General features: G+C 33.5%; 9 protein-coding genes. 8 read left to right on the forward strand and 1 reads right to left on the reverse strand.

Annotation, left to right across the window (positions count from 1 at the left end):
- The first annotated feature begins 107 nt into the window (after positions 1 to 107).
- The 7 genes from HN894_13620 (at position 108) to HN894_13650 (ending at position 5,939) form a co-directional block, all read left to right on the forward strand.
- On the forward strand, positions 108 to 1,367 hold the full coding sequence (locus HN894_13620; protein MBT7144362.1) for a site-specific DNA-methyltransferase: 1,260 nt from the start codon (positions 108 to 110) through the stop codon (positions 1,365 to 1,367).
- Entirely contained in the window at positions 1,351 to 1,683 is a 333-nt protein-coding gene (locus tag HN894_13625) for a hypothetical protein (GenBank protein MBT7144363.1), read from the forward strand. Before HN894_13620 ends, HN894_13625 begins: the two co-directional genes overlap by 17 nt.
- A 2-nt stretch (positions 1,684 to 1,685) precedes the next feature.
- Entirely contained in the window at positions 1,686 to 2,405 is a 720-nt protein-coding gene (locus HN894_13630) for an MjaI family restriction endonuclease (protein MBT7144364.1), read from the forward strand.
- A 319-nt stretch (positions 2,406 to 2,724) separates the two neighbouring features.
- Positions 2,725 to 3,048: a TraR/DksA family transcriptional regulator gene (locus HN894_13635; protein ID MBT7144365.1), complete on the forward strand. Its 324-nt coding sequence runs from the start codon at positions 2,725 to 2,727 to the stop codon at positions 3,046 to 3,048.
- A gap of 92 nt (positions 3,049 to 3,140) precedes the next feature.
- The gene (locus HN894_13640) at positions 3,141 to 4,304 is read left to right on the forward strand and encodes an RtcB family protein (protein ID MBT7144366.1); all 1,164 of its coding nucleotides are present in this window, start codon (positions 3,141 to 3,143) and stop codon (positions 4,302 to 4,304) included.
- 99 nt (positions 4,305 to 4,403) lie between these two features.
- The gene (locus HN894_13645) at positions 4,404 to 4,601 is read left to right on the forward strand and encodes a hypothetical protein (protein MBT7144367.1); all 198 of its coding nucleotides are present in this window, start codon (positions 4,404 to 4,406) and stop codon (positions 4,599 to 4,601) included.
- Positions 4,602 to 4,670: 69 nt separating this feature from the next.
- On the forward strand, positions 4,671 to 5,939 hold the full coding sequence (locus tag HN894_13650) for an amidohydrolase family protein (protein ID MBT7144368.1): 1,269 nt from the start codon (positions 4,671 to 4,673) through the stop codon (positions 5,937 to 5,939).
- A gap of 57 nt (positions 5,940 to 5,996) precedes the next feature.
- On the opposite strand, the gene HN894_13655 is transcribed toward HN894_13650, so the two are convergent.
- Positions 5,997 to 11,324 carry a PKD domain-containing protein gene (locus HN894_13655; protein MBT7144369.1) on the reverse strand — a complete coding sequence of 1,776 codons (5,328 nt, stop codon included), beginning with the start codon at positions 11,322 to 11,324 and terminating at the stop codon, positions 5,997 to 5,999.
- 465 nt (positions 11,325 to 11,789) lie between these two features.
- Between HN894_13655 and HN894_13660 the strand changes: the two genes are divergently transcribed.
- A partial coding sequence (locus tag HN894_13660; GenBank protein ID MBT7144370.1) for a PAS domain-containing protein occupies positions 11,790 to 13,327 on the forward strand: 1,538 nt, incomplete at its 3' end.

The following is a 13,327-nucleotide window of genomic DNA, read 5'->3' on the forward strand; positions in this document are numbered from 1 at the left end:
CAAATTTCATGACACAAATTATAATGATTATCTTTGTTCTTTGATTAAAAGGATTTAAAATGAGTTTTAAAACGAAACACAAAATTATAAATGGAGACAGCCGTGAAATGACTGAATTAAAGGATAAATCAGTTGATTTGGTTATCACTTCTCCACCATATTGGCAGTTAAAAGATTACGGAACAGAAAATCAAATTGGATATAATGACAATTATGAAGAATATATAAACAACTTAAATCTTGTTTGGAAAGAAAGTTATAGAGTTTTAAATAATGGATGTCGTTTATGTGTTAATATAGGTGACCAATTTGCAAGAGCCGTTTATTACGGTCGATATAAAGTTATTCCTATAAGAACAGAAATAATTAAATTTTGTGAAGCTGTTGGATTTGACTATATGGGAGCTATAATTTGGCAAAAAAAAACAACTTCAAATACAACTGGCGGAGCTTCTTTAATGGGTAGTTATCCTACACCAAGAAACGGTATTCTTTCAATTGATTATGAATTTATTCTATTATTCAAAAAATTAGGAACGCCAATAAAACCAGAAAGAGAACTAAAAGAGCAATCTAAAATGACCAAAGATGAATGGAAAACATATTTTGATGGACATTGGAATTTTGGTGGAGCAAGACAAGATGGTCATATTGCAATGTTTCCAGAAGAATTACCAAAAAGATTAGTAAAAATGTTTTCGTTTGTTGGAGATACTATTCTTGATCCATTTCTCGGAAGTGGAACAACTTCACTTGCTGCAAGAAATTTAAACCGAAATTCAGTTGGATATGAGATGAATCCTGAGTTTATCCCATTTATTGAAAGAAAACTTGAAATAAATCAAGGTGATATTTTTAATTCAGATTATAAATTTCTAAAACAAGAAAAGCTAAATATTGATTTTAAAAGTCAAATAAAAGAATTACCGTATATTTTTAAAGACTTCCATAAGTTTGAAAAAAAGACCGACCCTAAAAAGTTACAATATGGTTCAAAAATAGACCAAAATGGCACAACCAAACGAGAAGATTATTTTTTAGTAAAAGAAATAATAAGCCCGGAATTAATGAAACTGAATAATGATTTAGTTGTCCGACTTATTGGTGTTAAAGAAAAAAAGGAAGCAAACGGTAAGGCTATTGAATTTTTACAACTCAAAACAAAAGGACAAAAAGTGTTTTTTAAATATGACGAGACTAAGCACGATGAGAATAATAATTTAATGGTCTATTTATATTTAAAAAATAAGACATTTTTAAATGCACATTTGATAAAAAATGGTTTTGTAAATGTCAGTACAGACTTCACTTACAAAAATAAAGATAAATTTATAAAATTGGAGAAAGATTTTGTTCAATCAAAATGATATTAATATACTAATTCAGAATATTCCAAATGGTAGACAAAATGCTATTACAGCAAGGGTAATAGCTCAAAGATTAGGTTATCCAGTTGGTGGCAATCAAGTAAAAATAAGAAAATTAATTGATTTTGCTATTGATAATAGCAATGTTATTTTGAGTTCATCTGGTAGGGTGCCAAAAGGTTATTGGTTTTCAATAGATAGACAAGAAACAATCGAATACATAGCTTCATTGCGAAATAGAGCGAGTGAGATTACTGATAGGGCTGATAATCTTAGAGCTGGATGGAATAATGTCAACCCAAATAATAGAATATAATTATGGCTAAAAAAGAAATAGAGAAATACGCAAAGCCTTTTGGGAAAAAGGAAAAAGTATTAAACTACACAAGTAATACTTACCAACTAACAAGACCGAACAAAGTTGATGCAGTTATGGCATTAATAAGAGAATGTCAACCAAAAGCACTAGATGAATGGGAAAAGTTCTATTTTAAAAAAGCTTATACCAAGAAAAAAGATAGTGTTAAAATAACAAAAGAAACATTGGACGAACTTGGAGAAAGACTGTATGCAAAAATAACAGAAGTAGTTATTCCTGAATGGACAGCAGCTTTTAATGATTTAACGTTACAAGACTGTAAAGATTATATTTATGAAGTTACAATTGTTCGAACTTATGATGGCTTTTTACTTGAAAAATCAGTAATAAATGATGGACTTGCAAAAACATTTCCAGATATAGAGTTTGAAGAAAGCGACCCTGAATTAGACCACGCTGGTGATATTGATTATCTTGGAAAAGTTGGGAACAAATATTTTGGCATTCAAATAAAGCCAGTTACAGCAAATGCGAATTTTGGCAATTACAAGATTACTGAGAGAATGAGTGCAAGTTTTCAAGATTTTGAGAATAAATATGGCGGAAATGTTTTTGTAGTTTTTTCAACTCGAACTGGTGATAAAAAAGTCATTAAAAACAAAGAAGTTGTTGACGAAATAAGAACCGAAATTGAACGATTAAGGAAAGCCAGCTTGTAAAATCTTACCTACCTTATATACAAAACAGTTGAATTCGTATTTTATATTAGAAAAATAATAATAATACTGAGTTCAGCATTTATAATATTGCAAAAAATCATATTAATACTTGAATAATACTAAAATTGAGCGATTGTGAATAAAGAAAATTGGTAATGCTTTGGTGCGAGAAGGATACAATAAAATTTGAGGACAGCTTGTTGGTATGTGAAAATTCTTTGTGTTTTTTCTCGTGCGGAATGATTACTGATTTTTAAAGTTTACAATCGCTCAATTTAGCTTAAATCTGCAAATTATTGTAGCCATCGAAAAAAATAAAATGGAAACAAAAGAAATAGAAGAAAGAATTATAAAAGAAATTTCAAAGACTGAGAAATTAATTGTAGAATACAAGGAATTGACAAAGCCCATTGCACCTGATGTTGCAATTGGACGAATCTCGCGCATGGACGCAATAAATAATAAAAGTGTTACTGAAGCATCTTTGCGGCAGGCTCAGGAAAAGTTGAAAAATCTAAAACGTGTTTTTTCACAATTTGGAAGAAAAGAATTTGGACTTTGTTTGAAATGCAAAAATGAAATTCCTCTCGGAAGAATTTTATTTCGTCCTGAAAGTTTATTATGTGTGAAATGTGCAAGATAAATATCTTTTTCCTGGGCATTAAACTTTTGTTTAGAAATAACATCTGAAGTTCTAAAATTTGAAATATAGAACTATTTTAATTGGTTGAAGAAATGGAAAAAGTGCTGAAAACTGAAAGTGGCCTAATAAAAATGTGGTTAGGCCAAGTAGAGGAAAGTGCAATGAGGCAGGCGGAAAAAATTGCAAATCTGCCATTTACTTTTAAACATGTTGCCCTCATGCCCGACTGTCATACCGGCTACGGAATGCCAATTGGTGGAGTTTTGGCCACCAAAGGCGTTGTTATTCCAAATGCTGTAGGCGTTGACATTGGTTGCGGTATGTGTGCAATAAAAACTTCGTTAAATGAAATTCAGACCAACAATTTAAAATCCATTTTAGATAAAATAAGGAAAAGAATTCCTGTTGGTTTCGATTGGCATAAAGAAAAACAGGATGAAGCCTTATTGCCTCAGTGTCAAGAATTTCCCGAGTTTGTTAAAAGTCAGTATCAAAGAGCGAGTTACCAAATAGGCACTCTTGGTGGCGGAAATCATTTCATTGAAATTCAGAAAGGCGACGATGGACATATTTGGATAATGGTTCATTCAGGTTCAAGAAATTTGGGTGCAAAAGTTGCAGAACATTACAACAAAATTGCTGTAAGAATGAACGATTTGTGGTTTTCGGAAGTGCAAAAAAAATGGGAATTGGCATTTTTACCAATCGAAAGCAAGGAAGCAAAATCATATTTTGAAGAGATGAACTATTGTGTCGATTTTGCTTTTGCCAACCGGAAACTTATGATGGACAGGATTGTAGAAGTATTTTTCGATACTTTTCGTGGAAAAGTAGAATTTGAACCAATGATAAATATTGCTCACAATTATGCACGATGGGAAAACCATTTCAATAAAAATGTGATAGTGCATCGCAAAGGAGCCACAAGTGCCCGAAAAGCTGAGATTGGAATAATTCCAGGTTCACAAGGATCAAAATCCTACATTGTTGAAGGGCTTGGAAATTCCGAAAGTTTTGAAAGCTGCTCGCATGGGGCAGGGCGGCTGATGGGTAGAAAGCAAGCTCAGCGACAGCTAAAGCTCGAAAATGAAATTGAGAAACTCAATAAACAAGGAATTATTCATAGCATAAAAACTACTAAAGACCTTGACGAAGCATCAGGAGCTTATAAAAATATCTCTGAGGTTATGAACTTTCAAAAAGATTTGGTGAAAGTAAAGCTCGCACTAAAACCTTTGGCAGTGATAAAAGGATAATTTTATACAGCTCAAAATTCACATTTTTGAAAATTGAAATTTGATATATTTAATTATGTAAATATGTATATATTTGCAAAAATAAAATATTGAAAAGTGATAGAAAAAATAAAGAAATATCTAAGCTTTAAATTTTTAGCCGGAATTGTTATTGGCGGGCTTGCCGGATATGCCTACTACTATTATATTGGTTGCAGTTCAGGAACTTGTGCAATAACTTCAAATCCATACAATAGCACTTTGTATGGAGTTTTGGCAGGTGGCGTTTTGTTTTTTGGCAAGAAAAAGGAAGAATAATCTTCCGGTTCTTAAAAATCCAAGTTCGATTTTGCTTGAAATTTGCATAAATTTGCGAAAAAATTGAAAATGGCTATATTTTTAAAAAATGCAAATTTTATCGATTGGAAAACTTTAGAGTTCAAAGTAAAAAGTGTTAAAGTAGAAAGTGGAATTTTTGGAAAAGTATCATTTTTGGATACTATTCCTGAAAACTTAAATCAAGACGATGAAATTATAGATTGCACCGGAAAAATAGTTACAAAATCCTTTGCAAATGCTCATCATCATATTTATTCGGCTTTGGCAATAGGAATGCCGCCTCCAAAACACAATCCAAAGAATTTTGTTGAAATACTGAAATATATTTGGTGGAATCTCGATAAAAAACTTGATAAAGAAATAATTGAAGTAAGCGCCTTATCGGCTGCAATTGAAAGTGTAAAGAATGGAGTAACTTTTGTCATAGATCATCACTCTTCGCCAAATTGTATTGAAAATTCGCTTCATACAATTTCTGATGCTTTCGAGAAAGTTGGCTTGTCGCATTTGTTATGTTATGAAATTTCGGACCGCGATGGTGCAATTGCCACAGAACGAGCTTTTGCAGAAACAGAGAATTATTTAAAACAAAAACAGGCTTTGGTTGGTTTGCACGCTTCGTTCACGATAGGAGAGGAGACCTTGGAACGAGCTGTCCGCTTGGCTGAAAACTTCGATTCGGGAATTCATATCCATGTTGCAGAAGATAAATTTGACCAAAAACACTGCCTCGAAAAATATAATAAAACTGTAGTTGAAAGACTTAAAGAATTTGGGGCATTAGAATCATCGAAAACAATTTTAGCTCATTGCCTTCACATTTCTAAGATTGAGAGGGAAATATTAAGAAAATCCGAAACCTTTGTTGTTCAAAATTCTGAAAGCAATTTAAATAATAAAGTAGGTTTTTTTGATGGAAATAAAATTGAAAAAAGCATTATGATAGGAACCGATGGGATGCACAGCGATGTTTTGCGGAGTGCAAAATCGGCATATTTTGTTGGAAAAAAATTTGAAAACATTGAATTTCCGGATGTTTATCGTAGATTTAGAAATGTCCATAAATATATAGCCAAAAACAATTTCCTTGGCGATGCTGATAACAATTTTGTAGTCTTGAACTATAATTCTCCAACGGAAATTAATGAAAGCAATTTCCTGTCTCATTTTATTTTTGGAATAGAATCGAAACATATTGAGCATGTTATTTCAAGCGGAAAATTAATTATTAAGGATAGAAAATCTACTCTTGTTGATGAAGATAAAATAAGGAATTTCTCTATAGAAATGGGAAAAAAACTATGGAAAAGCTTATAAAAAAAAATCGTGTGCTTCATACAAAACACACGATTTTTTTAATAGAACAAATAGTTTTTACTTAACAATATTCATAGTCTTTGTTTTAACAAAGTCGCCAGCTTCCATTTTATAAAAATAGGTGCCTGCCGGTAATTTGCTTGCATCAAAATCAAATGAATGATTTCCCGCATTTAAATTTGTAAAACTTAAAACATCCAATTTTTCTCCTAAAATATTAAATACTGAAATCTCAACATCGGAAATTTCCATAACAGAGAAACTAATATTTGTAGTTGTAGAAAATGGGTTAGGATTGTTTTGTAACAGTTGGAATTCTGCTATTCCAAATTCCGAACCTGCCAGTTTTTCAACAACAGAAATTTTATTAACTTCAAAATATTCATTTCCTTCAAGCCAACTTACTATCTGAATATTAGTTTCATCAATTCCGTTCCAATATTTTAGAATAAATTTTTCATTTTCAATCATTCCATCAATTTGGTTGGAGTATTCATCATTTCCCCATATTGATATTGCTAAATTATCTCCACTAAATACGGATGAACCAACAAGTTTTCCGTGTTCGCTAAAAATACCAATTTCATCCCCGATAACAGGAGTCTTACTACTCCAGGCAGAAATTGGAATACATAATGACATGTTTGAACCGGTATTTTCAACTTCAGTAAATTTGACAGGAAGCGTCAAATCGGTATATCCTGCTTTATTTAAATTTGCACTATTTGCTGGAAAATAGAAGGTTACAGCATTGTATAATTGAATCTGATAACCTTCGCCAGGTTTCATATCTCCAATAAGATTTATACCATAAGCAGGCCAATACATCATTCCTAAACCATCTTTAACGATGCTGATATCTGATACCATTGAACTCAATACATCGGAAATTAGGGTTTGAGTTTGACGAAGATATCCCATAATACTCCAGCCTGCAGGAATAGGTACCGGTGTAAGTTCTGGTACTGCGGCCATTCCTTCAATACTTAAAACGTGAGCTGCATTCATTTTAATTTGATATCCTTCACCAATAGCCATATTTCCAATTAAATTGATGCCATAAGCAGGCCAATACATCATTCCTAAACCGTTTTTAACAATTTCTACATCGGTAGCAATATTGACAAAAACATTACTGATAATTGGATCAAAAGGTTCAATGTAAGTTGAGAAGATTCTCCATCCTACTACTAAATTTATATCTTGAATTTGCGAAGTATGTGCAATAAGCTCTGTGATACCACTCAATCCATTCACAGCAAATGAGCCCGTATTAGGAAAATTAGTAGTATTGTATAGTGCAGCAGCATCATATTCTGCTTCTTCAGAAACATCGTAAATTTTCCAATTAAATTCTTCACCTGTAGCAAAACCATCGTTGCCTGCATCTACTCCCCATGCAGTAACTGCAGTTGTAATTCCTGTCCATTCTAAAAATCCTCCGCATGCTAATGTTCCAAGCGAATCGTAGAAAACTCCAATTAAATCACCAATGTCAATATTGTTGGTATCAATCATTAATGGAATAGTATTTTGAATTAAAATAGTATGATTGATTCCCGTGTTGGGCAACACCCAAGGAGCAACAAAAATATATTTATCATTTGAAACATTCATACAACCATTTAAATCAGTTACAGCAACTGAATAAGTTCCTGTAGTGCCAACATCTATTGATTGCCCTGTTTCACCATTATTCCACAAATAGCTCGTAAAACCTGCACCAGCATCAATAATTAATGTCTGATTGTTACCAATAGTTGCATTATCGCCAATATCAACTTGTGGAAGTGTTAATACTTCTGCAATATTCATTGTTGAAAATGAACAACCTACTGAATTTGTAACAGTTAATGAAATAATATAAGTACCAGAATTTGCATAAGTATGCTGTGGATTATTTAAATTTGAAATATTTCCATCATCAAAATCCCACAGCCAGTCCGTAATGTTGGTACTGCCAGTACCAGCCGTTGTGGTAACAATAGTTGGATCTCCAAGGCATGCAGTTGACGCTGTAAAAGAAACATCAGGAAGTTCATTTACAGTAACAGATTGAGTAATATAATCACTACAATTGTTTTGGTTAACAACTAATAAAAAAACAGGAATAGTTCCTGCATCGGAGAATTCGTATGAAGGATTTTGCAAGGTAGATGTATTGCTAACTCCGAAAGTCCAACTCCAAGAAATTAAAGGTGAGCCTGAACCATCAGATAAGTCGGTAAATACAGTGGCTTCTCCAACACAAACTTCAGTGAAAGTAAAATCGGCAACAGGTGAGGCATATACTTCAACAGATTGTGTTATTGAATTTATACAATGATAATCTGATACTGTAAGAGTAACATTAAACAAACCAGAGTTTTGGTATATATAAAACGGATTTTGCACATTGCTTATATTTCCATTTCCAAAATCCCAAAGCCAGTTAATAATTGTTCCATTTGCCGGAGTTGATAGATCTGTATATACATTGGCACTATCGAGACACACTGCAGGTGCTGAGAAATTGGCAGTTGGCAAATCAAATACTAAAACATCTTGTACGATTGAAGAGCTACAACCGTTTGAATTGGTTGTAGTCAAGCTTACTGCATGGATTCCTGCATTTGAAAATGTATGAACCGGATTAGACAAGTTGGAAGTTGTACCATCGCCAAAATCCCAAAACCAAGTTGTTAAACTTACTGTGCCACCAGTACTAGCACCGAATGACAGATCGGTAAAATGTGTTTCATTTCCAAAACAAATTGTATCTCCATAAAAATCTGCAAAAGGTTCAGCAAAAACTATAACACTACTTGTAACAATATCTAAACAGCCAAAAGAATTTGTTACAGTTAAAGTTACAGAATAAGTTCCATCTTGCAGATATACATGAAGTGGATTTTGAAGAGTTGAGTTATTTCCATCACCAAAATCCCAAAACCAAGACACTATGTTGGAGTTTGTCGAAAATGAAAAATCGTTAAAAACTGTGGTATCTCCTATGCAAACATCATTTCCCATAAAATATGCCATTGGCAAATTGTTAACAATAGCTTGATTTGTCATTGAATTTGTACAACCAAAAATATCTGTAGCAGTTAGTGTTACATCATATGTACCCGGCAATGCGTAAATGTGTGTGGTACTTTCTCCAACTGCAAAAGTACCATCACCAAAATCCCAAGAATAGGAGGCATTCTGACCTGGAAAAATAGATGAAATAGCAAGAATCGTTGCTTCACCAAGACAAGCCATATTATCTACACTAAAATCAACAATTGGAAGCGGATTCACTATTACTATTTGGGTTTCAAAATTTGTGCATCCATTCGCATCTGCGTATGTATATTTAATCTCATGAGGACCTTGGCCAGCTACACTTGGGCTGAAAATATTAGAAGCAATTCCGACACCATTAAATGTTCCACCTGCTGGCAATCCAATAAGTGTTACTGGAGAATGGTTTTCGCAATAACTTAATGCTAAACCAGTGAAACTGACAACCGGCAGTGGATAATGTTCAACAGTTTCTGTAATAACTGATCCGAAACCTGTGAATGCTGAAATAGCGTAGCTTCCAATAATTGATAAGTCTGCTGTTTGCTGGAATGTATAATTAATACTTCCTCCTGAAGGAACTACAGCATATACAGTTTCAGATATAGTATTATTTGCATCAATTTGGTAAGAAACTGAAAAGCCGGTGGCATCCTGAAAATTGTAATTTGTAATTTCAACAGTAAGCAATTCGCTGGCACTTAAATCGCAACCGGAAACTGGTGAAGTAATTGCAGTAACTGCTTTAGTTATAGCAGAGAGTGCTTGCAGGGAACTGAGGCCATTAACAAAGAAAGTGCTATCGTTGGCAAAATTGGAGTCGTAAGAAATATTTTGCATCAAATACTCGTTTCCGGTAGTAGCATCCCAAATTACCCATTTGAAAGTTTCGCCTGTGGCAAAGCCATCATTTCCAATATCGGCTCCCCAGGCAGATATTGCAGTTTGTCCTGTCCATTCTGCATAGCCTGCACATGCCAGTATACCTAAAGAATCAAAGAAAACACCAATATAGTCTCCAGAGTCGATTGCCATTCCATCAATGGAAGTAATAATAGTTTGAGGGATTAAAATGGTATGGTTGGTCGCTGTAATAGAATATGTCCAGCCAGGATCGGTGGCAATAGAAAATGGTGCAGTCAAGGAAGCCAATCCGCTTAGACCATTCACTACAAAATTGCCTCCATTAGGGAACATTCCAGTAAGATTATATTGAGCTTCTGCCATAAATTCCATATTTTCGGAGGCATCAAATACTTTCCAAATAAATTCTTCGCTAGGTGCAAAACCATCGTTTCCAACATCTGCACCCCAGGCTGTGATGTTTGTTGTCTGTCCTTCCCAGGCAGCATATCCCCCACATGTTAATGCTCCATTAGCCTGATAGAAAACCCCAAGATAATCGCCAGATTCAATCTGAACACCATTTATAGTAAGTGGTATTGTATTTTGGATTAAAATAGTATGGTTCGAGCCTGTTATCTGGTATGTCCAATTTGGAGCTGGCAAAGTGGCAGCAACTAAGGATTCTAATCCACTTATTCCGTTAACAGTAAAATTTCCACTATTAGGAAATGCTACTGAATAAGTTGCAGAAGCTAATAATTCTGTATTTGATGAAGCATCCCAAATTTTCCAGACAAATTCTTCACCAGCAGCAAATCCATCAAGTCCTATGTCAGCTCCCCATGCAGAAACACTATTTGTTTGACCGTTCCATTCAGAGTAACCACCGCATTTTAAAGTTCCGAGCGAATCGAAAAATACCCCAATAAAATCGCCTGACTCAATTGCCAGACCATCAATTGTCAAAGGTATAGTATTGGGTACTAAAATGGTGTGATTCGTTCCAGTAACCGAATAGTCCCATTCTGGTGCTACAGGATTAACAACTGGCGAAGTAGCTGATAATGATGCTAATCCACTCATTCCATTTACAGCAAAACTATTTCCATTTGGAAAACCAGTGCTTATAAAAGTCGCTGTAGCATCAAGATCTAAATTTGTGGAAGCATCCCAAATTTTGAAATTAAATATTTCATTATTTACAAATCCATCGTTTCCTATATCTGTACCCCAGGCAGCAATAGTAGAAGAAGTTCCAGCCCATTCAACAAAACCACCACAGGCTAATACTCCAAGTGAATCGTAAAAAACTCCAATATAGTCACCACTTTCAATCTGAACACCATCAATTGTCATAGGAATCGTGGACTGCAACAAAATGGTGTGGTTCGTACTAGTAATCGGCTGATACCAATTAGGTTGCGAAAAACTTGCAGTAGAGATTAAAATACCCACCACAAGACATGCAATTTTTAATAGTTGTTTTTTCATAATTTATAAGTTTAATTAATTAATTAATTTATTTTATCTATCATTATTAAAATTTCCTCAAAATTTCCTTCACAGTGAAATAAACGTTGAGGCATATAAAAAGTTTCAAAGGCCAAATTTCATCGCTATGAAAGCCATTTGTTTAAATCTTCTTTTCTAAATTATCTCATTATCACACAAAAACATTTTAGAACAAAATTAAAAATAATTGTAAGAAATGAAAATTATTTAACTAAAAATTATATTTCAATGCAAGAAACGATATATATATAAACTTCCGTAACTAATTCTGATTCAAGATATTATATCATTTTGGATGTTCATGAAAAATTGATTACATTTGAACAGTGAGAAAATATTTGAGATTTAATTATGAAACTGCTGTGGTTTTCGAACCAATTGGTTTAGAGTGCAATTTAATCTTTGAAGAATGCAATTAAACCTGAGAATTTATTAGAGAGCAATATGAAAACTAAACCTACGAAAAATACATTAAATCAACTGGAATTATCAGATTTAATTCCTCTGGAAACCTTGCAAAAGCTACAAGATGGATTTGCTGATAGTTATAATATTCCTAGCTCGATAATCAGGCAGGACGGATCTCCTATAACCAATCCATCTCGCTTTACAGAATTTTGCAAGTTTGTTCGTACATCGAAAAAGGGGCTCGCCAATTGCGAAAAATTCGATACAGATTTGATGAAAGTACTTTCAGAAAAACGGAAACCTTATATTCGTAAAGGATGCACACTGAAAAATATAATTACAGGTCATGCTCCAATAATAATAGAAGGTAAACATGTTGCCAGTTTGAGTATAGGGCAATTTGTAGAAGACGATTTTGATTTTGAGGAGATAAAAAATTATGCAAAAGAAATTGAGGTTGATGAAAAAAAACTTATAGAAGCTGCCAAAACTCTAATCTCAAATGAAAATAGAGACTTTCAATCTGCTCTACAATTCATTAATACTCTTGCACAAACTATAGGCAATCTGGCAGAAGGGAAATTAGAGCTAAAGAGAATACTTACTAAGAATAAATCTACAGAAAAGAAACTTAAAGAAAACAATGAACATTTTCAGGAGGTAGTTTCAAATATAACATCAATAGTTTGGCGGGCAGATATTGACACAGATGGTTCTTTCATAAATACCTATATTTCTCCGGTTGCTGATGAAATATTAGAGCTTTCGTTAGGCACAATTAACAATTCATGGGAAAAGTATATTAGTTATGTCAAAGCTCAATATCTGGAACCAATAGATAAAGCCTTCAAAGATGGTATCATAACTCCCGGAGCAGTAATTTCTTTAGAATATGAAGTAGTTAAAGAAAGCGGTCAAACTGCCTGGTTTTATTCTACCGGACGGTGTTTTAATAGAGATGGAAGCTTACATATTTTTGGTTCAACCATCGATATTACTGAAAAAAAGAAATCTGAACGAGCATTATCGGAAAGCGAAAGGAAACGAGAAATATGGATAGAAAATTCACCGGTTTGCACTAAAATAGTTGATCCGGATTTCAATCTTCTTTACATGAGTTCTTCCGGCATCAGAGAGTTGAAAATTGATAATATTCAAGAATTCTACGATAAGCCCTATCCCTTCAATTTTTATCCCGATTCCTTTAAAATTCCCATGTTAGAAAACATGAAAGAAGTAAAAGAAACCGGAACAACTATTACGCAGGAAGCCTCGGTATTGGATGTTGAAGGAAATGAATTATGGTATCAATCAAGCATTGTTCCGGTTAGTGATGAAAATGGTAAACTTGATTATTTATTGATAGTTTCATTGGAAACAACTGAACGAAAAGAAGCAGAAGAAATTCTACAGGAAAGTGAAGAGAAATATCGTGAAGTAGTAGAACGAGCTCATGACGGTATTTTTATAATTCAGGATGATATTGTTAAATTTTCAAATGCTAAACTGGCAGAACTATATGGAGGAGATTTAGATGATATTATTGGTACATCATTTAGAAATTTTGTTCATCC

This window comes from Bacteroidota bacterium (genome assembly GCA_018692315.1).
GTDB lineage: Bacteria > Bacteroidota > Bacteroidia > Bacteroidales > JABHKC01 > JABHKC01.

What these genes read in the sequence shown, in the direction of transcription:
- HN894_13620 (MBT7144362.1), top strand. Translation starts at nt 108, where the DNA reads ATGACTGAATTAAAGGATAAATCAGTTGATTTGGTTATCACTTCTCCA.
- HN894_13630 (MBT7144364.1), top strand. Translation starts at nt 1,686, where the DNA reads ATGGCTAAAAAAGAAATAGAGAAATACGCAAAGCCTTTTGGGAAAAAG.
- HN894_13635 (MBT7144365.1), top strand. Translation starts at nt 2,725, where the DNA reads ATGGAAACAAAAGAAATAGAAGAAAGAATTATAAAAGAAATTTCAAAG.
- HN894_13640 (MBT7144366.1), top strand. Translation starts at nt 3,141, where the DNA reads ATGGAAAAAGTGCTGAAAACTGAAAGTGGCCTAATAAAAATGTGGTTA.
- HN894_13650 (MBT7144368.1), top strand. Translation starts at nt 4,671, where the DNA reads ATGGCTATATTTTTAAAAAATGCAAATTTTATCGATTGGAAAACTTTA.
- HN894_13655 (MBT7144369.1), bottom strand. Translation starts at nt 11,324, where the DNA reads ATGAAAAAACAACTATTAAAAATTGCATGTCTTGTGGTGGGTATTTTA.